This is a genomic window from Paenibacillus intestini (assembly GCF_030803945.1).
GTDB classification, from domain to species: Bacteria; Bacillota; Bacilli; order Paenibacillales; family Paenibacillaceae; genus Paenibacillus; species Paenibacillus polysaccharolyticus.
The window spans coordinates 223,644-249,473 of record NZ_JAURUN010000001.1; the positions used below are offsets into that span (position 1 = coordinate 223,644).

A 25,830-nucleotide genomic window follows, 5' to 3' on the forward strand; every position below is an offset into this window, starting at 1 on the left:
ATTGCCATACAATACACTCCAGGTTGTCTCATCTGAGGCAGCCTATTTGGCGTTGGATTACATGCTGAATTTAATTGGAAAATGTATGTGCTTTGTTATGTAAGTGTAAAAGGACGCTGTTGATTAAAAAATGTATTTTACCAAATAGTAACAATAATTTTCTTGAAAATACATATATTTCTATGGTAAAATTTTGCAGTAAATATGTGTAACTAATTAGATAAGTTACATAGAGATGATTCATTGGAGGAGAGATATGTATACCAGTCGATTTCAAACACTCGTAGATGTTATTCGCGACAGAAGCAAAGTAACAGACCGGGGTATTCGTTTTATTGATTCTGATAAAATGGAAACATGGATGACTTATAGTCAATTATTTAACGAAGCCAAAGGTTATTTGGGATATCTACAAGAAATCGGCATAAAACCAGGGCAGGAGATTATTTTTCAGATTCAAGAAAACAAACGATTTATCGTCGCATTTTGGGCTTGTATATTGGGTGGAATGATACCTGTACCTGTAAGTATAGGTGAAGATGAAGAACAAAACATGAAAGTATACCGTATTTGGGATTTGTTGAAGGACCCTTTCATGATTGCATCTGAGAAAGTGCTGGATAAAATGAAAAAATTTGCTTTAGAGCATGAAATGTCAGATTTTCATCATCAGCTGGAGAAGAGAGCCGAAATAATACATGACCAGGTATATAAGTATGATGTTGTTAGATATAACGAACCCAAGTCGGAAGACCTGGCATTTATTCAATTCTCGTCTGGATCAACCGGTGATCCCAAAGGTGTTATGCTCACTCATCGAAATCTGATATACAATGCGTGTGCTGCAATCAATGGTACAAAAATCAGCTCGGATGATCGTTTCCTCTCTTGGATGCCGCTCACCCATGATATGGGCTTGATCGGATTCCACCTCGTTCCATTCGTGGCAGGTATTCATCAATATCTGATCCCCACGGAATTATTTATTCGAAAGCCAATTCTATGGATGAAAAAAGTCAATCAACATAGAGCCACTATCCTCTCCTCTCCTAACTTTGGTTACAAGTATTTTTTGAATTTTTTCCGTGAAGACAAGGCCGTTGGATGGGATCTGTCATGTGTCAGAGTCATCTATAATGGTGCCGAACCCATTTTACCAGAGGTTTGCCATGAGTTTCTGAATGTATTATCAGCCTATCAGTTGAAGAAAACGGCTATGTTTACCGTATACGGATTAGCAGAGGCATCCGTGGCAGTCTGCTTTCCTCCAATAGAGAAAGAATTTGCTGCGATATATGTACACCGCGATCATCTGAATTTGGGTGAGCATGTCATTGAAGTCGAGAAGGATGCAGAGCATGTGGCATCGTTTGCTGTCGTTGGTCGAGCTGTGGACTATTGTCATGTCCGAATATGTGATGAGGATATGAATCTCGTTCCAGATTATGTTATCGGTAAGATACAAATTCAGGGTGATAACGTCACCCAAGGATACTACAATAATCCGATGGCAACCGAGAACGTATTTACTCGTGATGGTTGGGTGAATACGGGGGATCTCGGTTTCACTATGAGCGGTACTCTTGTGATCACTGGACGAGAGAAAGACATTATCTTCATGAATGGTAAGAATATATATCCTCATGATATCGAGCGTGTAGCTATTCAATTGCATGAGATTGAACTCGGCAGAATTGCTGCTTGTGGTGTGTACGATTCGAATAGTCAGAGCGAAGAAATTATTGTTTTTGTCGTTTATAAAAAAAAGATCGAACACTTTCTGCCACTCGTAAAAGACATTAAAAAGCATTTATACATTCATGGAGGATGGAGTGTCAAGGAAGTACTGCCTATTAAAAAATTACCGAAAACAACGAGCGGAAAAATTCAGCGCTATCAGTTAGCCAAGCAATACGAAGCTGGAAAGTTTTCAACAGAATCTGCACTTATCCAAGAAGCACTTATGAAGGAAACAGGAAGAGAAATGAAAACTGTTTCCGTTCAAGTCCTGGAACGGGAACTGATATCCCTATTTTCCGAAGTTTTGGTAGGGAAGAGGATTAAAGCTGAGGATAGCTATTTCGATATGGGTGCAACTTCATTGCAGCTGGCCCAGATCGCTGAACGTATCGAAGAGAAATATGGAGAAGAGTTAGCCGTTACGGATCTCTTTACCTATCCCTCAATAACGGATTTAGCAGGATATTTGGCTGGTAGTCGCCGTGAAAATAAAAGAGTTTATCCCGCTCGGGAACATGAGCCATCATCAAATGATATAGCCATCATCGGTATGTCTATGAATTTTCCCGGAGCATCAAATGCAAGTGATTTTTGGCGTGTCATGGAAGAGGGAGAGCACTGCATTCAGGATTATCCTGAGCATCGGATACAAGACGCAGCGGATTATATTCAGTCCATTCGGAGTGAAACGGATCAACCTGAATGGATCAAAGGCGGTTATTTAGATCAAATCGATCAATTTGATTATTCATTCTTTGGATTAACCCCAAGAACTGCCCAATTTATGGACCCGAATCAAAGAATGTTTTTGCAAACAGCATGGCATACGATCGAAGATGCGGGGTATGCAGGTGCCGGGATTAATGGAAGTCATGTTGGCGTGTATGTGGGTTATTCCAAAGTTGGGTATGATTATGAACGACTTATCACGGCGAGTTATCCTTCAGAGATCAAACATTATATTATTGGAAATTTACCATCTGTACTGGCAAGCAGAATCGCATACTTTTTAAATTTGAAAGGTCCGGCATTGACAATTGATACAGCTTGTTCTTCCTCGCTTGTTGCGGTTCATATGGCATGTAAAGGTTTGCTTGCAGGAGATTGTGAAATGGCTATTGCAGGAGGGATTCGAACAGCCTTGTTACCGATCAGTATCGGACTGGATATGGAATCTCCAGATGCATTGACACGAACGTTTAGCGAAGACGCGAACGGTACAGGCTTTGGTGAAGGTGTTGGAGCGGTTATGTTGAAGCCATTGCAACAAGCCATGCAGGACGGCGACTATATCTATGGCGTAATCAAAGGCAGTGCGATTAATCAAGATGGTAGAACGGTTGGTATTACAGCGCCTAATCCCGAGTCACAGACGAATGTCATTGAACAGGCGTGGAGAGAGGCTGGCATTTCTCCGAATACACTGCATTTTATAGAAGCACATGGAACAGGCACCAAATTAGGTGATCCCGTTGAATTTAATGCTTTACGTAAGGCTTTTGAAAAATATACGGATCGAAAACAGTATTGTGCGATCGGGTCCGTTAAGGCCAACATAGGACATAGTTTTGAAGCGGCGGGTATCGCCGGATTAATTAAATCTGTTCTCATGTTACAACATAGGACGATTCCACCGTTGGTCCACTTTAATAAGCCTAATCCGGCACTGAAATTTGAATCTTCTCCTTTTTATGTGAATCAGGAATTGATGGCTTTGACTGACGAAGATCGACCTTTACGATGCGGGGTCAGCTCGTTCGGCTTCAGCGGCACAAACGCGCATGTGGTTCTTGAAGAATATGTTCCGTCACAGACAGTACAACAAACATCGGATCAAGAGCCTCACCTATTTGTGTTATCTGCTCTTAATGAACGGGCACTGAATGACCTGATCAAGATGTATATTCAGTATATAGAAGAGCACGGCAACGTTAGCGTTCAACAAATCTGTTACACAGCAAGTAGGGGAAGGGCTACTCTGGATTATCGGCTTTCCATCGTTGTAAAGAGTGAACAGGAACTGTATGGGAAATTGAAACAAATCGCACAAGGAGAAAACAAGATTCCCAATGTTTACTTTGGCTACGCCAAAAAAGACAGGGCTATCGCTTCCGATCATCTCTATGCACTGCCAAAGGCAGAATCATTACGTTCGTTCGGTGAGTTATTTACACAAGGGGCAGTGATCGATTGGGAGAGGCTGTATGAAGGCAAGATCATCTCTAAAATTCCATTACCTTTATATCCATTTGAGCAGAAAAGGTGTTGGATCGAAGTCAAACAACCGGTATCTGCAAAACATAAGATAGAAAGGAATGGGGTTCCAATGGAGGAAAAAAGAAACGATGTGCAATTGAAAATTAGGACAAGCATCAGTCGCGCATCCGGTTTGAAACTTGCAGAACTAGATGAACATGCCCATTTTCTTCAGATGGGACTGGACTCCATCATTCTTGTGCAAATCAAGAAAGAGATATTAGACGGGTTTGGCCTGGATATTCCGATGGAGATGTTTTTTGAGAATCTTACGAATATCCATTCCTTAGTGCAATATGTGTCAGAGAATACAAAAGGTTTTGATATGTCTGCACACTTAGATGATGCGCCAGAACAGGAACATTCTGAACAACAACATCTTGCATCGGTGCCTCATACAAATCCGGCCAGATCATCAGCGAATTCAGACCAAATTGTGATGTCTGCCATTCAGCTGATGGAATCCCAATTAAAAAGCTTGAATTTGCTATTGGGTGAGCAAACAGCTGCTCAAGTGAATCATTCACAAATGAAACATCCTAAACACGATGAACTCAATGAAGTTAATGAACTTAATGAAGTTAAAAAGGTCAGAGAAATGCCTAATATGAAAGCAAACATTGAAAACAGTAAGGGGATTCGAACGGAAAACGTTACATCTAATCTCGATTCCAAGGAAATCAAGCCGTTTATACCCTATCAATCACTGAAAATTCAAGAAGAAAGTCCATACACAGAGCTGCAGAACCAATATATTGAACAATTTATAGCCAAATATACTGCTAAAACCAAAGGCTCTAAGCTAAAAACAGACCTAACCCGTTATGTACATGCCAACAATCGTAATGTTGCTGGATTTCGTTCTTATTGGAAAGAAATGGTGTATCCCATCATTGCTGCACGTGCTGCTGGGTCAAAGTTATGGGATGTAGACGGGAACGAATATTTGGATTTGACGATGGGGTTTGGTGTAAATTTATTTGGTCATAATCCATCCTTTATTCAAAATATTATGGCTGAGAGCATTCAAGAACAGATGCCCCCATTAGGCCCTATGTCTGATCTGGCAGGAGATGTTGCAGCGAAAATTTCAGAGCTGACAGGTGTAGAGCGTGTCGCATTTTATAATTCAGGGACTGAAGCTGTCATGGTTGCGCTGCGTTTGGCAAGGGCAGTAACGGGACGTTCCAAAGTTGTATTATTTTCCGGGTCGTATCATGGTACACATGACGGCGTATTAGGAGTAGCGAACCCCGGAAATGTTTTATCTTCTGCACTGCCCATGGCTCCTGGAATTGTGAAAAGTTCTATGGAGGATTTGATTATTCTGAATTATAACCATCCGCAATCCCTTGAACTGATTCGTCATATGGGCGATGAATTGGCTGCTGTGCTTGTTGAGCCAGTACAGAGTCGAAGACCTGATCTGCAACCAACGCCTTTTTTACATGAACTTAGAGAGATTACTACACAATCCGGTACTGCGCTCATTTTTGATGAAGTCATAACTGGATTTAGGATCGGGTTGGGAGGAGCACAGGAATGGTTTGCAGTTCGGGCGGATTTGGTTACCTATGGCAAAGTAGTTGGCGGAGGGCAACCGATCGGAATCGTTGCGGGCAAAGCTGAATTTATGAATGCTGTAGACGGAGGCTTCTGGAATTTTGGTGATTCTTCTTTTCCTTCCGATGCAGACAAAAAAACCTTTGTTGGTGGAACATTCTGTACCCATCCGCTTACTATGCGAGTAACGTTAGCCGTACTGCAGCATCTTCAATCTGAAGCAGGAGTTTTATACAAAGAATTAAATGATAGAACAGATTATCTTGTAAAGGAATTAAATGAGTTTTTTAAAACATCGAATGTGCCTATGCAGATGGTGAACTTTGGATCCCTGTTTAGATTTATATCCTTTGGAGATATGGAGTTGTTTTTCTACCATCTAATCCATAAAGGTTTATATATTTGGGAAGGTCGTAACTGCTTTATATCTACCGTTCATTCCATCGATGACATGAATACAATCATTAAGATTGTGAAAGAGACGATCAGTGATTTGCGGGAACTAGGCTTTATTCCTGGTGCATCACCTGTTATGGAAGTTCCCTTGTCCTTGGAGCAAAAGCAATTATTATTAACTACACTGCACGGTGAAGATGCAAATGCGGCATTAAATCAGAGTGTTATTTTGAAAATGAAGGGCCAGATGAACACGTCCGCTCTGGAGCAAGCTGTTAATCAGATCATACAGCGTCATGAAGCTCTGCGAACGGTTATTCATGCGGATCGTGAGACACAACAAATCAGGGAAGTAATGGAATTTCACTGCACATGGCTGGATTTCTCCATGTATGTTGGCGAGAAGCAAGAGCAGGAAATATCCGATTGGTTATCTACCGACGCGAGCAAAGCATTCAATCTGCAATCCGGGGAACCCTTGTTTAGAATTACGTTGCTTAAACAGGCAGCGAATCAATATGTTATGGTGCTTACTTTTCATCATATTATTGCAGATGGCTGGTCGATTGCTTTGTTTATTCAAGAAATGGAACAAATTTATTCTTCTCTTATTCGGGGAAATCCAGTTCAATTGCCAGAAGCCACCCCGTTTCGTGAGTATTTAACTTGGCAGCGGCTTGAACAGGGCAGAGGAGCGTATGACCAAGGGCTTCAGTTCTGGCAAAAGCAATTTTCCTTATCCTATCCAAACGCAGTCCTACCAACGTCACAGTCCGTTGAGGTACAAAATGGATATTCAGGCGCACGATACTCCATGAAACTGGATCATTCCTTAACAGCATCCTTGCGAACATTAAGTATAAATAATAAAAACAGTTTGTTTGTCACGATGTTTGCCGCGTTTCATTTATATTTGCATCGGCTAACAGGGCAGTCTCAGCTTGTGATCGGAGTGCCTACGGCAGGGCAGTCTCATATGAGGAAAAATACTTTGATGGGCAACTGCGTCAATATTGTACCTGTTCATCATAGCTTGTTAACAGAGCAGTCCGTTGCGGAACATATTGTTCAGCTTAAGGAGAAGTTGGCTCTTGTCATGGAACATCAGCATGCTCCATTAACGCTTGTATCCGAGCAGCTTGCCCCTATGAGAGCACCGGAGACCCGCATTTTATTTAATATGGATCGAACGTTTCATCACCTTCAATTCGATCATATGGAAACGAAGCTTGTGTCGTATCCGATCAAACATATTTCATATGATTTATTTCTCAATATTACGGATGTAAGCCACGAACTTCATCTAGATTTTGATTACAATATCGATTTGATTGGACATGAGATCATGAAATTGTGGTCGGAAGGGTTTATAGGTTTACTGCAACATATGGTCAGTCGTCCTGAAGCTGAGATTTCGTCGTTGACATTATTTACAGATCAACAACAGGCACAATTAGACGATATGTACAATCAATTTAAAACGGAACGTGCTGTTAGCATTAGGCGTACTGCCGAGTTTGCGTATCCGGTCAATGATACTGAACGAAAGCTGGCGCAAATTTGGGAGGACGTATTGTCTCTGGAGCAAGTGGGCAGAAATGATCACTTCTTTGATCTCGGAGGCAACTCTCTCCAGGCGACAGTGATGCTCTCCAAAGTCCATCAGCAGTTTGCACAACATATTTCGATCGTTCAATTATTCAAGAATAGACATCTGAAGGAGCTCGCCAGCCTGATTACAGACGAGAACGTAAGTCCACTCGTTCCGATTAGACCATTGGAGGTCAAAGAGCTTTACGAGACTTCTCCTGCACAACAACGAATCTATTTTCTGGATCAATTCGAGCCCAATAGTGTGTTCCAGAATATGTGCGGTCATCTGACGGTTAGTGGAAACATAGATGAAGCTAGATTAATTGATGCATTAGAACAAATCGTGCAGCGTCACGAAGCTTTTCGCACCAGTTTTCATCTGGTTGAAGGAGAACTTTATCAAGTCATTGCCCCTTCGATTGATTTTCAAGTGAAACGCTCAGAGCAAAGCTATGACTCATTTGAACAGCATATCAAGGCGTTTACCAAACCATTTAATTGTGCCCAAGCTCCGTTAATACGTGCGGAATTCATTCGTGTTAACGATGATCATGCAGAGATTCTCATTGAGATGCATCATATTGTATCCGACGGGTATTCCGTTGGTATTTTAGCGAATGAACTTATCGATGCATATGACGGAAGAAACATGCCGGAAATCAAGGTTGAATATAAAGACTTTGTTGCTTGGCAGAAAGACTACATTACAGGTGAAAACTACACGCAGCAGGAGAAATATTGGGTGGATCAATTCAGTGAGGAGATACCGAGTCTGAATTTGCCTACCGATTTTGTTCGAACACCCTATGTGACTTCGGCTGGTTCAAGGCTGTCCTTTGTTCTGGATCACCACTTGAAGGATTCTCTGAAAAGTCTTGCCAAACAGACAGGCACCACATTGTTTATGGTGTTGTTAGCCGCGTACAATGTGCTGCTTCATCGGTATACGTCTCAAGAGGACATTATTGTAGGGACGCCAACATCAGGAAGAAATCATCCAGATGTCGAGCGTATTGTAGGTGTCTTTATTCAGACGGTGGCGATTCGAACACAGCCTAAGGCAAATAAGTCGTTCCGATCCTATCTGGAGGAGATCAAAACTCAATCCCTCGATGCACTGAACAACCAAGACTATCTATTTGACCATCTTGTTGAAAAATTAAACATACATCGCGAGTCGACAGGAACAGCATTATTTAATACCATGTATATTTTTCAGAATACAGCGTTGAACCAAAGACAGGAAAAGGATTGCAGTTTCAAAGTGAGAGAGATCAACGTTGGCGTATCATTATACGATCTGATGTTCATCGTTGAAGATGATGAAGAGTGTCTGGAGATGCACTTGAATTACAAGACAGATCTATTTGAACGGAATACCATCGACCGAATGAAGACACATCTGCTGAATATCCTCAGAGACATCGTGATCGAACCGGATGTTGTCTTGTCCGATATTCAAATGCTGTCTAAACAGGAGCAGTACGTTCTATTACATGATTTTAATGATAGCGCAATCGACTATCCCCGGGATCAGACCCTTCAGGAACGTTTCGAGGCACAGGTAGAACGATCACCCGACCAATTGGCTGTTAGTTATGGTAAGCAGCAGCAATTAACGTATCGTCAATTAAATGAACGGGCGAACCAGCTGGCGTATACGCTAAGGGCTGAAGGGGTATGCGCGAATCAACCCGTAGGCCTTATGACAGAGCGTTCCATGGATATGATTGTTGGCATCTTGGGCATTATCAAAGCGGGCGGGGCATATGTACCGCTTGATCCGGATTCTCCTGAAGAGCGTATCCAGCATATCTTGCGTGATTCAGGAGCGATGGTGTTGGTCACACAAGAACATCTGAAACAAAGGGTCATTTTCGATGGAAAAGTTATGGATTTAAACGATGAAAAAAGCTACGCATCTAATCTCTCCAACTTAGAACGGGTAGGGGATTCCAGCCAGCTGGCTTATGTAATCTATACTTCCGGTACAACGGGGACGCCAAAAGGCGTCATGATCGAACATCGTCAGGTTCAACATTTAGTTACCTCGCTGTACAGCCAGGTTATGAATGAATCAAATAACGGTAAGCATGTTGCAGTACTAGCTCCTTACTATTTCGATGCATCGGTCAAACAGATTTTTGGCGCGCTGCTGTCAGGACATGCCTTGTTTGTTGTAGACAGGGAAACGGTTGGGGATGGACAAGAACTAATGAATTATTACAAGCGGTATGAAATTGAGGTAACCGACGGTACACCTGCTCATCTGAAATTACTTGCCAGGGCAAGAGACGTTCAGGGAATATCATTAGAATATATGCTCATTGGCGGAGAGGCTCTTTCTCAGCAAAGTGTAGCTGAATTCACGGCTTTATTTTCACTCCACCATACGCCGCCAACCATAATCAACGTTTACGGTCCGACTGAATGCTGTGTCGATGTTGCGACATACCGTGTTGTTCCGGAGGAGTTGGATACAGAAAACATAAAAAATCATCTGCCGATTGGCCGAACATTAGGCAATAACCGTCTGTATGTATTGAACAATCATGAACAGGTTCAGCCTGTGGGTGTTGTTGGAGAATTGTGCATTTCAGGCGACGGAGTAGGCAGAGGATATTTGAACTTGCCTGAACTGACAGCAGAAAGATTCGTACGTGATCCCTTCTTCCAAGGCGCGACGATGTATAAGACGGGAGATCTAGTGAGATGGTTGCCGGATGGCAATGTCGAATATTTGGGACGAATCGATCATCAAATGAAGATTCGAGGCTACCGAATTGAAGTGGGCGAAGTTGAAGTAGCATTATTACTTGTACCAGGTGTGAAAGAAGTCATCGTGATTGCACATGAGGATGAGAACGGAGACAAATCTATATGTGCCTACTTTACGGCGGATTCCGAAAAGACCGTTGGAGAGTTGAAACAAAATCTCGCTACTCTGCTTCCCAATTATATGGTTCCAGCTTACTTTACACAGCTCGATAATATGCCTTTGACCTCCAATGGAAAAATTAATCGACGTTTACTCCCGCCTCCACTAGAAAACATACAAACGGGAAGTGAATATATCGCACCCCGGACATCCTTGGAAAAAACGTTACTATCCATTTGGGAGGGCGTACTTGGTATAGATAAAATCAGTATAAGAGACAGTTTCTTTGATGTAGGAGGTAACTCTTTACGCGCGACAAAGCTGGTGTACAAAATCAATCAACACCTGAGTGTTCGTATCTCCGTTAGAAACGTCTTTGAATGGCAGACAATAGAACAGATGGCCCAGTACATTAATCAGATGGAGCAGCAGGTTAACCAGTCTATTGTAAAAGCGACGGAAAAAGAATATTATCCTATTTCTTCAGCACAAATGAGAATGTACATTATGAGCATGAAAGCCGGTGAAGAGCTCACCTACAACATGTCAGGCCTGTTTATGCTGGAAGGAGCGCTTGATCAGACACGATTGGACGCAGCTTTTCAGCAGTTAGTAGATCGTCATGAATCGCTCCGGACTGCTTTCAAAGCCATCCACGGAGAACCCAAACAAATCATATATCCTGAAGTGAAGTTTGTCATTGAATCCATTCAGGCGGTGGAAGAAGAGGTGGAAGACCAGGTAGAGCAATTTGTTCGTGCCTTTGATCTGGGACAAGCACCGCTTATGAGAGCAGGGCTGATTGAACTTCGACAGGATTGCCATGTACTGTTAGTAGATCTGCACCATATCATTGCAGATGGGCTATCTGTGCAGATTTTAATGACCGAACTCGGTCAGTTATATCGCGAGGAAAAGTTACCCCCTCTTCGAATTCAGTACAAGGATTATGCGGAGTGGCAGCAATTCCAACTTCACAGTGATTGGATGAAAAAGCAGGAGCAGTATTGGCTCGAGGTCTTCAGTGAAAAGATTCCACTATTAGAATTGCCAATAGATTATGAAAGACGTGAATCGCCGCGTTATGAGGGAGATTTATTGGAAATTGCTGTGAACGAAGAGCTGGTCATAAGCTTGAGAAAATTGGAAGCTCAGACAGGAGCAACGTTATACATGATCCTGCTCGCGGCTTATACCATTTTGTTGTCTAAATATAGTGGACAAGAGGATATTATCGTGGGTATGCCGATTGCGGGAAGAACACATGCGGAACTGGAGCCGGTGATGGGCATGTTCGTGAATACACTTGCTGTTCGACATCAGCCTGCAGCAGATAAAACATTTGCAGCATATCTACTGGAAGTCAAAGAACATATGCTGAACGCTTATGAGAATCAGGATTATCCGTTTGAGGAATTGATTAAAAAAGTTGATTTAAACAAGGATGTACGGCGGAACCCGCTGTTTGACACGATGTTTGTATTGCAAAATTCAGGTCCGTCAGAGATGCATATGGATGGACTCACCTGTAAACCAGTTGCTCCAAATAATCGCGTATCCAAGTTTGATTTAACGCTGTATGTTACCGAGTCGGATCAGCAGATTGATGCCGCTTTTGAATATAGCACGATTCTATTTGAAAAAACCACGATTGCAGCCATGTCACAACACTTGCTTCTCATTCTGACAACGATATGCTGTGAGCCTCATATTAAAATCAATCAGATTAAATTCCCTGAAGAGGACATGAATGAAGGTACACTGACCGATCTGATCGAGATGGATTTTTTCTAAGTGAATATAAAATATAAATTCTGATTGGGGTGTCGTATGTCTATATTTAAGAAACAAGAATTGTATTGGGAGAGCCGATTCCAAGAAGATGATGTTCTTGTTCATTTGCCTTATTGCAAGATCAATTCCAAACACACATACGATATAAACCAACAAAATTACATTAATAAACCATTGTCAGACGAAGTATCTACTAGAATCAAATCTATTTCAAGAAACATCCCTATGGCCATGTACACGATATTATTATCCGGAGTTCAGTGTCTTTTATATAAATACACCAATGAAACCCAAATAATTATCGGCATGAGAGCGATGGAAGAGAAGAACAGTGACCCGACGCTCTCAAATAAGGTTCTCCTCTTAAAAAATAATATCGATCACACGATGTCTTTTAAGTCCATATTTAATCAAATGAAGGTCAGTTTCAGTGAGGCTGTTCAACATCAACGAATCTCTTTCAGAAAAATGGTTGAACGTTTAAGCATAGAGTACGATTCGAATCACATACCCATGATTCATACATTGGTTTCATTGGGGAAAGCTCAAACTGTTTCTGATGACAATAACGTAAGAGCAGCCACGTTATTTCACTTTAACCTGGAGAACGAGAGGATTCACTTGAAATTAACCTATGACGCAGAGCGTTATGATCGAGATTATATGTTTCAGGCTGCAGAGCATCTCGATCAATTGTTCGCTATCCTATTGAACCAACCCGATCTGGGGTTAAGTCGCGTCGACCTGTTGTCAGTTTCCGAGCGGAACAAACTGTTGTTCGATTTTAACGATACAAAAGTGGTTTATCCACAGCATAAGTTAATGCATCTATTATTTGAAGAACAGGTGGAGAGGACGCCGTATCATCCTGCAGTCGTATTTGAGAACAGTGCATTAACCTACAAAGATTTAAATCAACAGTCCAATCAATTGGCTCGCACACTTCAAGCAAAGGGATTGCAGACAGGGCAATTCGTTGGAATCATGGCAGAACGATCGCTGGAAATGATTGTGGGATTATTGGGTATTCTGAAAGCTGGTGGGGCGTATGTTCCCATTGATCCGGAATATCCGGCAGATCGTATCCGGTTTATCCTTGAGGACTTCAATGCGGCTTGGTTGCTGCATCACAGTTACATGCAAATACCTGAATCATATGAGGGTACGTCTGTTTTTCTCGAAGATGATGCCCATCGCAGCAACAGTCATTTGAATCTGGAGCATTCGACCAGTGATAGTGACCTAGCATATATGATCTACACGTCAGGAACAACGGGCAACCCCAAAGGTGTCATGATTGAACATGCCAGCATTGTGAATTCCCTGCAATGGAAATCGGACTTTTATCATTTTAGCAAAAACGACCGGGTGTTAATGCTGAATCCCTTTGTGTTTGATTCGTTCATTACTCACTTTTTTGGCCCGATCATCTCTGGATCAACCGTGCACGTATTGAACGGGCAACAGTGTAAAGATGCGGTGGCCATCAATTCGATGATCAAAACAAAGGCAATTACGCATATTCAAAGCCCGCCGAGTTTCTTGATGACTCTTTTGGAACAAGCGGAAGCTGCAGATTGGGCTTCGATGAAAAATGTAGTCGCAGCGGGAGAGAAAATTGTACCTTCTTTGATCCAGCGATTGAAACATATCAATCCACGGATCGAAGTATGTAACGAGTATGGCCCGACGGAAAATAGTGTGGTATCTACCGTTCTTCCGATTAATTCGACAGAGCAATATATCTCGATTGGAAAGCCAATTGCGAACAATAGAGTCTACATTTTAAGTGAACACCGTGAATTGCAGCCTATCGGAGTGCAGGGAGAATTATGTGTAGCGGGAGCGGGGATCGCCAGAGGTTACTTGAATCGCCTTGACCTGACGGCAGAGAAGTTTGTCGATGATCCGTTTGTACCTAGAGCGAAGATGTACAAAACGGGTGACTTTGCAAGATGGCTGCCTGATGGAAATATTGAATATATCGGAAGAATGGACCATCAAGAGAAAATTCGTGGATACCGGATTGAACTTGGTGAAGTGGAGGGTGCCCTTTTAAATATAACCCGGATTCAAGAGGCTATCGTGATCGCTATTGAAGATGAAGCGGGAACAAAGCAATTATGTGCCTATTTCGTAGGAGCTGAAGCAATGACCATTGCGGAGCTACGGGAAGAGTTAGCTTGGCATTTGCCAAGCTACATGATTCCATCCTATTTTGTACAGCTGGATCAGATGCCGCTTACGTCCAATGGAAAGGTGGATCGCAAAGCATTGCCTTCTCCCAAAGAACATATGTTGAAGGGAATGCAATACGAAGCGCCGCGCACCATCATGGAACAACAGCTGGTATCTATCTGGGAAAGTGTGCTGGGAGTACAAAATATCGGACTGCGGGATAATTTTTTCGAGCTGGGCGGGGATTCGATTAAATCTATTCAGGTATCGTCGAGGTTATATCAGGACGGTTATCAGGTACAGATGGAACAGCTATTTAAGAACCCAACCATTGCAAGCTTGATTCCGCATGTTCAGCCCGTAAGCACTAAATCAGAACAGGGAACCGTTTCGGGCAAAGTGTTACTGACGCCTATCCAACATTGGTTTTTTGAGCAGTACAAGGTGGATCCCCATCACTATAATCAGTCCATTATGCTATATCGGCAAGAAGGTTTTCACGAGGCCGTCCTACGCCAGGTGTTCGATAAAATGATTGAGCATCATGATGCACTACGCATGGAGTATCATTACAACGAACAAGGTTATGAACCGTGGAATCAAAGGCTGGACTCACCAAAATCATTCTATACGTTTGAAACGATGGATTTTACGTCGTTAGCAGATCCATCTGATCCAATCGAGAAGAAAGCCAATGAACTGCAACGGTTGCTCAGCTTGGAGTGCGGCCCTTTGATGAGGTTGTGTTTATTTCAATGCGCGGACGGTGATCATCTATTGATTGTGATCCATCATTTGGTGATCGACGGGGTTTCATGGCGAATTCTGATTGAAGATATATCAAAGAGCTATGAACAATTCATGCTTGAAAAACCGATGCAGCTACCACAGAAAACGGCATCGTTTCAATTATGGGCGGAGCAGCTTCAGTTGTATGCGGACAGCGAAGTTATGAAACAGGAATTGGACTACTGGAGAGAAATGGAACAAGCCTCCTTTACGCCATTACCGACCGATTTCAGAACGAACGATGCCCTGGAAAAAGATAGCGAAGAACTAACGCTAGAATGGACGGTAGCCGAAACAGAGCAGCTATTGAAACATGCAAATCGTGCGTATAATACGGAGATTACCGATCTTCTGCTTACTGCATTAGCTATGTCTATTTATCAATGGACGGGCAGTGATCAAATTCTTGTGAATCTAGAGGGACATGGCAGAGAACCGATTATTCCGGATCTTGATATTACACGAACGGTCGGATGGTTTACAAGCCAATACCCAGTTGTGCTTAACATGAAAGAACATTCCAATCTATCTCTGCTCATTAGAACAAACAAAGAGGTCCTTCGCAATATCCCTAAAAAAGGGATTGGATACGGGATTTTAAGATATTTAAGCACACATCTGAAAGAGACTCCATTTACCTTGAATCCTGAAATTAGCTTCAACTATTTGGGACAATTCGATCAGGACCTCCAACATAGCGGGATGCAAATGTCTCCTTATTCCGGTGGAGCCGCAGCAAGCGAGAATCATAGAAGAAATGTCCTTATCGATGTTAATGCTTTGATTATGGATGGGAAATTGTCCTTGTCCTTGAAGTTCAGTCGTACACAATATCATAAAGAAACGATGGGGCGAGTGGAGGCCTATTTCAAGAACCATGTGCGAGAATTAACCAAGCACTGCTTGAGCAAAGAGAAACCGGAATTAACACCAAGTGATCTATCCTTGAAAGGCATGACCATTGAAGAGCTAGAAGGTCTGGTTCGCGAAGTTGAACTCATTGGTGAAGTCGAAGACATATATGCGCTGTCTCCGATGCAAAATGGAATGTTATTTCACGGTTTACTTCATTCGAATTCGGAAGCTTATGTGCTTCAAACGACACTGGATCTTCATGGATTGTTAGACGTGAAAGCATTTGCGAAAAGTTTGGATCAACTGATCGAGCGGAATTCGATTCTCAGAACGAATTTTCATAGCCAATGGAAACACGGTCCCCTGCAAGTGGTTTACCGTCATAAACCAAACGCGATTCTATATGAAGATTTGCGAGAAATGAAAGAAGAAGATCGTGACGCATATGTGGCAGCTTATATTCGAAAAGATAAAAATAAAGGTTTTGATTTGTCCAAGGATGTGTTGATGCGGATATCGATTTTGCAGACGGATGATCAAACCTATCGTTTCATTTGGAATTATCATCATATTTTAATGGATGGCTGGTGTCTTTCTATTGTGATCCAGGAGCTGTTCGATGGTTATTTTGCAATCCTGGAACGACGGAAAAGTGAACAACAAACAGCTGCGCCTTACAAACACTATATTGAATGGCTAGATAAACAGGATCATAAAGCATCGCTGAAATACTGGAGCGACTATTTGGAAGGTTATGAGGAGCAGACCGCTTTGCCAAAAGAGCATAGCATTCGAAAAAGCAGCGAATATCATTCCGAAAATCTAATTTGCCCACTGAGTCAGGAATTAACTGAACGCATCACACAGGTCGCAAGTCAGAATCAGGTAACGCTGAACACGCTAATGCAGACAGCTTGGGGAATGTTGCTGCAGAAATACAACAACAGTGAGGATGTCGTATTTGGGAGTGTGGTATCCGGCAGACCAGCAGAGATTGCTGGTGTTGAGCGTATAATCGGGCTATTCATTAATACGATCCCTGTGCGAATTCAAACGCAAGGAAACGAAACATTCGCGGCGATGATGAGACGGATCCAGGAGCAAGCTGTCGCTTCGCATCCGCATGAAACGTATCCATTATACGAGATTCAAGCGGAAACCAAGCAAAAGCAAAATTTGATCGATCACATTCTCGTGTTTGAGAATTATCCGGTACAGGGCATCACGGAACAGTTTGGGGATCAAGAGCAGACAGCTCTTCGCATTACGAATGTAGAAGCAGATGAACAAACCAATTATGATTTTAACCTGATTATCAAACCGGGCCAAGAAATGAAATGCATGTTCTATTACAATGCCAACGTCTATGATCGGGCAAGCATAGAACGGATCCAAGGGCACTTGATTCAACTGTTAGAGCGGGTATGCCTGAATCCATATATCTCCATCGATGATATAGACCTGATGACAGCACAGGAGAAAATGCAGATATTGAAATCTTTTAATGACACAAAGGCCGCATACCCTATGGACAAAACGATTCATGGATTGTTTGAAGAACAGGTGGAACAAAACCCTGGAAACGTCGCGGTGGTGTTCGAAGGTCAACAGCTCACCTATCAGGAACTGAACAGTAAAGCCAATCAATTGGCAAGAACATTGCATGCTAAAGGGATTCAACAAGATCAGTTAATTGGAATTATCGCTGAACGATCGTTAGATATGGTCGTGGGAATGCTTGCGATTTTGAAAGCTGGCGGTGCGTATGTACCGATTGATCCCGAATATCCAGAGGAACGTGTGAATTACATGCTTGAAGATTCGGGTGTACATGTATTGCTGCTGCAGCGGCATCTACAGGAACGTATCTCTTATACAGGAGAAAGCATCTATCTCGACGAGTTAGGCGTTTGTCATGAAGATGATTCTAATTTGGGAGTCACGGTGTGCCCGACAGGGCTGGCCTACGTAATCTATACTTCGGGAACAACAGGAAGACCCAAAGGCACATGCATTGAACATAAAAATGTGGTTCGATTGTTGTTTAACAGTCAAAATAGATTTGATTTTCAATCATCAGATACATGGACGCTGTTCCACTCCTTTTGCTTTGATTTCTCCGTATGGGAAATGTACGGTGCCTTGCTCTATGGAGGCAAACTGGTTATCGTCCCCCAAATGACAGCCAGAAGTCCGCAGCAATTTTTACAATTGTTAAGAGATGAGCGAGTAACCATTTTGAATCAAACGCCAACGTATTTCTACCATCTCCTTCAGGAGGAGTTAACAAGTCAAGAAGAAAGGCTGAATGTTAGAAAAGTGATTTTTGGAGGGGAAGCTCTTAATCCGGCTTTATTAAAAAACTGGAGAGAGAAATATCCATCTATTCAGTTAATCAATATGTATGGCATAACGGAAACCACCGTTCATGTAACCTATAAGGAAATTACTGAAATTGAGATACAGGCGGGAAAAAGCAACATCGGTAAACCGATCCCGACACTGCAGACCTATATATTGAACACGCATCAACAGCTGCAGCCGATTGGGGTTCCGGGAGAGTTATATGTTGCCGGAGAGGGACTGGCCAGGGGATATCTGAATCGACCTGAGTTGACAGCAGAGAAATTCGTAGAACATGCCTGGATTACTGAAGGAAAGATGTACCGAACTGGAGATGCTGCCAGATGGCTGGCAGATGGAAATATTGAATATTTGGGACGAATCGATCAGCAGGTGAAAATTCGAGGTTATCGAATTGAACTGGGAGAAGTGGAGACCGCTATTTTAAAAATAGAAACGGTCCAAGAAGCGGTTGTAATCGCCCATGAACAGGAGGACGGATCCAAGCAATTATGTGCTTATTGGAAAGGCAACAGTGCATTTTCAGCCAAGGAGATTAGATCAGCATTAGCTCATGAAATCCCGGATTACATGATTCCGTCTTATTTTGTTCATGTAGATCATATTCCGTTAACTTCCAATGGTAAGGTTGACCGGAAGGCATTACCTTTACCACAAAAAAATGTAGATCAGATAGCCGAATATGAGGCACCGCAGAGCCCAGTGGAACAAGCGATTATCTCTGCCTGGGAAGCCGTGCTTGGTGTTCAGAGAATCGGCAGATCAGATCATTTCTTTGAGCTTGGGGGAGATTCGATCAAATGTATTCAAGTGGCATCACGATTGCTTCAGTCAGGCTATAAAGTGGAAATGAAGCATTTTTTCACCTATCCGGTCGTATCCGAATTAAGTGAACACGTCACCTCTGTGAACACTCATTATGATCAAGGGGAAGTGACAGGGGAAGTCTTACTGACACCTGTTCAGCGTTGGTTCTTTGATCAAAACATGGTGGATGCACATCATTACAACCAGGAAATGATGTTCTTCCGTAAAGATGGTTTCGATATCGGCTTCATTCACAGCATGTTGAAGAAAATGGTCAAGCAGCATGATGCACTTCGCATCGTTTATCGTCAGGTACCAGAAGGTGGATATGAAGCGTGGAACCGCGGAGCTGAAGAAGACGGATTATACAGTTTGGATATCTTCAATCTGACGAATGTAACGGATCCGGCACCTTTGGTTGAAATAAAAGCAAAAGAAATCCAGAGCAGCTTGGACCTGGCTCACGGCCCATTGATTAAACTTGGCTTGTTTCAATGCGCTGAAGGGGATCATTTGCTCATTGCCATTCATCATCTGGTGATTGATGGAGTGTCATGGCGTATTTTGTATGAAGATATTCAAACAGGGCTTGATCAGTTCCTCAGAGGGGAAGAAATCTGCCTGCCTCAAAAAACGACTTCGTATAAACAATGGGCAGAAAAGTTATCTGCCTTTGCTGTTCAGCCTGTGATGAAGCAGGAATATGCATACTGGTGTTCTGTGGATCAAGTCGAGCGAACTCCGTTGCCTAAAGATATGGATTGTAAAGAAAGCATTGGAAAAGACAGCGAAACGATTACCTTGCATTGGACGGCAGAGGAAACGGAGCTGTTATTAAAGCAGACCCATCGTGCGTACAATACGGAGATTAACGACATTTTGCTAACGGCATTGGGAATGGCAGTTCATGATTGGACAGGCATGGATAAAGTGGTCGTGAACCTGGAAGGGCACGGCAGGGAGGATATTCTTCCAGAGCTGGATATTACGCGTACCGTGGGATGGTTTACGAGCATGTATCCAGTCATGATTAGGATGGAAGCGGGAGCTGACATATCTAAAAGAATCAAGTCTGTCAAGGAAGGACTGCGCCAGGTCCCGAGTAAAGGGATCGGTTACGGGATCTTAAGGTATTTGTCAGCATGGACTGAAGGAGACAAATTAGAGCGAAATCCCGAAATCAGTTTTAATTATATGGGTCAAATAAACCAGAATTCGGACCAGGCTGGTATTCAGTTTTCAACGTATTCCAGTGGACCTTCCGTCAGTGAAAATAACAAGAGACCGTTTGTGCTTAATATCAACAGCATCGTTGTAGAGGGGAAATTGGCACTGACTATCAATTATAGTCAAAAGCAATATCAACGAGAAACGATGGAGCAACTGGCCTATTCTTATAAGGATAACCTTCGTAAAATAATCGAGCATTGCACCATTAAAGAACAAAGGGAGCTCACCCCAAGTGATTTTTCACTTAAGGGATTGACGATAAATCAATGGGATCAGATAGTCGAATATACCCGAAGTATCGGTCAAATTGAGAATGTGTATCCACTTACCCCTTTGCAAAAGGAAATGCTGTACGAGAGCGAGCGGAATCCTGTTTCGGGTGCGTACTTTGTACAAATCTTGTTTGATATGGCCGGGAATTTGGATGTGACCTCTTTTGCACAAAGTTTGGATCAAATCATGCAAAGACATGCGATATTAAGAACTAATTTTTACACTGGAATGCTGGACATTCCCCTTCAAATTGTGTATCAGGAGAAGAAATTCGAATTTAAAGTTGAGGATATAACAGGCATAAGCGAATCACAGCGTAAAACGTATATCGATCAACACATCGAGCAGGATCAGGCTAGAGGATTTGATTTGCAAAAAGATTCGTTAATCCGGATGTCTGTTATAAGAACAGCCCCAGAAAGCTATCATGTCATTTGGAGTTTTCATCATATTTTGATGGATGGTTGGTGTATGTCTCTGATCAGTAAAGAGATTTTCGAGAATTATTTTGCGATTCGGGAAAATCGAAAACCTGAAATGAGCCTGTTAACACCCTATAGTGAATTCATTGAATGGTTGGAGCAGCAGAATAATGAAGGAGCGATAACCTACTGGAGTCGTTACCTAGAAGGTTATGAGGGACAAACCAGATTACCCGGAGGGAAAACTAAACCGCAGCATGAAAGACAGGATTCCAGAACGCTAAACTGTCATTTGGATGAGGCACTGGTTCAGAGAATGAAACACATTGCGGAGCAACAACAGGTGACGGTGCATACATTTATGCAAACCGCGTGGGGCGTATTACTGCAGCAATATAATGAAAGTAAAGATGTCGTATTTGGCAGTGTTGTATCGGGCAGACCAGCAGTTATTCCTGGGATTGAAAGCATGATTGGACTATTTATCAATGCTATTCCTGTTCGTATTCGGGCTGAGGGTGAAGAATCCTTTATCACACTGATGAAAAGGACCCAAGTACAAGCTGTGGATTCACATGCTTATGATACGTACTCGTTATACGATATTCAAAATTTGACTCAACAAAAACAAGCCTTGATTAACCATGTGGTCGTGTATCAAAATTTTCCGATACAGGATCGGCTGGAGGATTTGGGCAAAATAGGTGAAGTGCCGCTTGAAATCACGAATGTTGGGGGAACGGAACACAATAGTTTCGATTTTACTTTAATTATTAAACCCCATGAGCAAATGAAAATCATATTAATGTACAATGCTAAGCTATATGACATCGCTACGGTTGAACAGATCCAAAAACACTTTGTTTCTATCATTCAACAAGCGGTGACGAACCCTGAGGTTCATATCAACCATCTTGACTTGATTACATCGGAAAGTTATTAATGTACGTAACAACCCAAACAACTGTTTTCAGTGATTAACAGCTGTTTGGGTTGTTCTTTCTGTTGATATGTTGACCGGGTTCTTAACAATAGCTTCCCTTCTGACCGATATATAATGAGTACGATTACATGCGAAGATAAGGAAGGAGAGATCACATGGATATTGCAGCAATGTCAATGGCAATGAGTCAAGCTTCCATGGCACAGGCAGCAAGTCTAAAAGTCATGTCGATGACCAAAGATATGGCAGAGCAGCAGGGTCAGCAGATGACCGAGTTGTTAAAGTCAACGCCGGCTCCCCACCCCAATCTGGGCAGAAGTCTGGATATTTCGGGTTAAGCGTGTTCCGACGGCATTTTAAGTTTGTTATGCTTTACAAAACATGCAGCAAGCAAAACGCGAAGCAACTTCAATTCATTGGAATTGAGCTGCTTCGCGTTTGTTTTGCGTTATTAAATTATTTCGTGTTTGTTAATATGCAGGTTTTCAGTATAGATATTATGATATTAAACTGATCTTGGTAAGTCCGGTGCTACGTTCTCAAAAGGCAGCTTATCTTTCAATGTCCATAGCTCATCATAGCTGGAAATTTGCACATCTGCTTTGGACAGATTCTGATTGCCTGACCCCGGATTATGATAGCCGATACAACGCATGCCTGCACTTATGGCTGCTTGAACCCCGTTGCGTGAATCCTCTATAACCAGACAATTCGCCGGAGATACACCGATTCGCTCGGCTGCGGCCAGGAAAATATCCGGAGCCGGTTTGCCGTGTTCAACCTCTTCACCAGTCAGGCGAACATCAAAGAACGCACCCAATCCCGTTTTCTCCATGATTAGATCAATGAGTGCCCGAGGGGATGAGGAAGCAACGGCAATCGGGATGTGTTGCTCATGTAGCCAGCGTATCCACCGTTCTACCCCAGGCATAGCCACAAGCTTGGCATGAGCTAACATCTTTTCCATGACATGCTGCTGATGATACGCAAGAATCTCTTCCAGCGGCACCTTGACCTGATACTTGTCGATAACATGTTGCCACATGGATTCTAACGTGACACCAACAAAAGAATGATGTTCTTCCAACGTCACGGCTGCCCCAAAATGATCAAATGAACTTCGCTCTATCTCGAAATAAATCGGTTCACTGTCGATCAGAACGCCATCCATATCAAAAATGACCCCTTGAATAGAAAGATGACGATGTTCATCTTGCATCTGATTCCTGTCCAGACGTCCAGCCACTTGATCTGCTGTCATGCTGCATTCCTCCTCTGAATGATGTCTCATATGTTTTAGTGTAACTGCTTTTTATTCAGCATTCCAGCAAGCTACGAAAAACGAATTAATTGGATTGCAGTACAACCTTGATGGCATGAGAGGAGGCTTGTAAGGTGCGTCCCTGTATATCGCATCCAAGTGTGCGGAACGCTTCTTCATAATCTTCCAGCGGAAAAGAATGGGTTATAATTTTTTTGGCAGGAATAATCTGTTGTTCAATCATATAATGTGCGGTGGCAAACGTTCCAAGCGAATCAATAGAGCCGATAATTTTCAGGCTGCGATCCACAACTTCCTTCGGGTTAAATGACGTATTTCCATCCCGTAAACCAACCAGCATCAAATAGCCGCCACTGGCAAGCTGTGACAATACTTGAGTGCCTACAACTCCAGTAGTATCTACAATCATATCCACTTGTCCGGTTGCAGGAGCGATGTCTGCAATCGCCTGTTCAAAGGAAGAATGAACTTGCCAGCGATCGGGTGCGATGGAACCTGCAATGGCTAAGCGTTCCTCGGAGATGTCGACCAGACTTCCGGTGACACCTTTGGAAGCAAGTGCATAGCTGTACAGGATGCCAATGGGTCCAGCCCCAAGGATAATCGTTCTGAAATTCGGCAACAAATGAATCTGATTAATGCCTGTCAACATACAGCTTAGCGGCTCGGTTAGAGTAGCTTCTTCATAGCTAACATGATCTTTTAATTGATATAAAAAGCGATCTTCTGTCACGTAATAATCCGTGAACGTGCCATCTGCACTTACTCCCGTTTCCGTAACGGACTTGTGAGTACAGTGGTTCTGCCTTCCTGTTCTGCACATCTCGCATTGACCACAGTAATATGTAGGGTCGATGACGACACGATCTCCTGGTTGCAGTGTGGTGACGGCGGAGCCGACAGCAATTACTTCACCTGCGGATTCATGTCCAAGAATGACGGAAGGAATCGCATGATATTTTCCGCTAACAATGCCTAAGTCTGTTCCACAGACCCCGGTTGCCCGTATACGCACAAGCACCTGATTATCTCTGGTAATTTCGGGAACGGGTCGTTCCTCGAGTGCGACATCCCATGCAGATTTATATACTAATGCAAGCATGATGGAACCTCCTTTTTTTGTAGGAACTACATTTTTTCAAACTACATTTCGACGCTAAAGTAACTTCTGATAATTAATGAACGCTGGCGAGGACAGAATCCAATCGATCCACAATCTCAACCAGTTCGTCTTCGGTCGTTGTCAGAGAAGGGCGTACTTTAACGACGTTGCCAAAGCCGTACCGTGAACTGCGTAGAATCAAATGTTGATCTTCAAAGGCACGGTCGATGATCGCATTGGTTTTTGGAGTATCTGGCTCATTTTGATCACCCACGATTTCAAGTCCCCACATGAGTCCCACACCGCGGGCTTCTCCGATGCTAGGATATTTCAGAGCGAGCTCGTGTAGCAGTCCGCCAAGCAAAATTCCTTTTCGTTTGACCGCATCCAGAAATCCCAGTTCTGAGACCACTTCCAGTGTGGATTTGGCAGCGGTGACCGAGATGAGATTACTGCCTGATGTAAAAGAATGCTCATGTTTTTCCAGTACATTCAATCGAGATTGCATCAGAACTGCAGCTACAGGTACACCAATACCGCCAAGGCCTTTGGCAAGTGTAATCATGTCGGGCTGGATATCAAATAATTCGCTAGCAAACATCGTACCCGTTCGTCCGACACCCGTTTGGACTTCATCAGCAATGAGAAGCATGTTGTTCTCATCACATAATTGGCGAAGGCGCTTGAAATATCCTAACGGTGGAACGATGTTGCCGCCATTTCCGAGAATGGGCTCAATAATCATACAAGCAACCGAGCCTGAGCTGGCGTACTCTATAGCATCAGATATCGCTTCAACACATTGATATCCGCACTCGCTACTTTCACTTTTGAACGGGCAACGATAACAATATGGTGCAGGTACATGAACCGCATTAGGGGCTGACGAATTAGGAAAACGCTTGCGTCTAAAGGCATTACCTGAGATGCCCGTTGCGAACTGAGTCTGTCCATGATGAGAAAGGTATAAGCTGATGATGTCCGTTGATCCTGTATACTTCTGGGCAATTTTAGTTGCGCACTCATTGGCCGTAGACCCGGTAATATCCCGCATCCATCCGGCATCGATATTGTTCGGAGCATACTCAATCAAGTGTTCCAATACTTCATTGACGTAAGGTTCCGTGAAGGAGGAAGACATATGCGTAAGATTGCCGACTTGTTCCTGAATTTTATTGACTACATGTGGATGATTATATCCCAAGGACAGATTAAACGTACCCGAGACGCCATCTAGATATTCCACACCTGCATCGTCAATCAACTTAATCCCTTTTCCGACTGTAAAGCGGTTGTTGGTTAAAGTTTGCATTCGGATTCCTCCAATAGTTTAGTGTACTAGCTAGGTGAACAATATGACATTCC

At 42.9% G+C, this 25,830-nt stretch carries 6 protein-coding genes; 3 read left to right on the forward strand and 3 right to left on the reverse strand.

Annotation, left to right across the window (positions count from 1 at the left end; genetic code table 11):
* Positions 1-256 precede the first annotated feature (256 nt).
* The 3 genes from J2T16_RS01050 (at position 257) to J2T16_RS01060 (ending at position 22,419) form a co-directional block, all read left to right on the forward strand.
* Positions 257-12,220, forward strand: coding sequence for an amino acid adenylation domain-containing protein (locus J2T16_RS01050; RefSeq protein ID WP_499017516.1), 11,964 nt, complete (start codon positions 257-259; stop codon positions 12,218-12,220).
* Positions 12,221-12,256: 36 nt separating this feature from the next.
* Entirely contained in the window at positions 12,257-22,081 is a 9,825-nt protein-coding gene (locus J2T16_RS01055; protein ID WP_499017519.1) for an amino acid adenylation domain-containing protein, read from the forward strand.
* A gap of 155 nt (positions 22,082-22,236) precedes the next feature.
* Entirely contained in the window at positions 22,237-22,419 is a 183-nt protein-coding gene (locus J2T16_RS01060) for a YjfB family protein (RefSeq protein ID WP_221789363.1), read from the forward strand.
* 167 nt (positions 22,420-22,586) lie between these two features.
* On the opposite strand, the gene J2T16_RS01065 is transcribed toward J2T16_RS01060, so the two are convergent.
* From J2T16_RS01065 to J2T16_RS01075, 3 genes are all read right to left on the reverse strand, one after another.
* A complete protein-coding gene (locus J2T16_RS01065) occupies positions 22,587-23,300 on the reverse strand; it encodes an HAD family hydrolase (RefSeq protein ID WP_154983762.1) in 714 nt (237 codons plus the stop codon).
* Positions 23,301-23,427: 127 nt separating this feature from the next.
* Complete coding sequence (locus J2T16_RS01070) at positions 23,428-24,465, reverse strand: zinc-dependent alcohol dehydrogenase (RefSeq protein ID WP_154890502.1); 1,038 nt, start codon at positions 24,463-24,465, stop codon at positions 23,428-23,430.
* Between the two features lie 73 nt (positions 24,466-24,538).
* On the reverse strand, positions 24,539-25,777 hold the full coding sequence (locus J2T16_RS01075) for an aspartate aminotransferase family protein (protein ID WP_154983577.1): 1,239 nt from the start codon (positions 25,775-25,777) through the stop codon (positions 24,539-24,541).
* Between the last annotated feature and the right edge of the window lie 53 nt (positions 25,778-25,830).

Excerpts from the sequence above, each read along its gene's own strand:
- J2T16_RS01065 (WP_154983762.1), bottom strand. The coding sequence starts at position 23,300 with ATGCAAGATGAACATCGTCATCTTTCTATTCAAGGGGTCATTTTTGAT.
- J2T16_RS01050 (WP_499017516.1), top strand. The coding sequence starts at position 257 with ATGTATACCAGTCGATTTCAAACACTCGTAGATGTTATTCGCGACAGA.
- J2T16_RS01075 (WP_154983577.1), bottom strand. The coding sequence starts at position 25,777 with ATGCAAACTTTAACCAACAACCGCTTTACAGTCGGAAAAGGGATTAAG.
- J2T16_RS01055 (WP_499017519.1), top strand. The coding sequence starts at position 12,257 with ATGTCTATATTTAAGAAACAAGAATTGTATTGGGAGAGCCGATTCCAA.
- J2T16_RS01070 (WP_154890502.1), bottom strand. The coding sequence starts at position 24,465 with ATGCTTGCATTAGTATATAAATCTGCATGGGATGTCGCACTCGAGGAA.
- J2T16_RS01060 (WP_221789363.1), top strand. The coding sequence starts at position 22,237 with ATGGATATTGCAGCAATGTCAATGGCAATGAGTCAAGCTTCCATGGCA.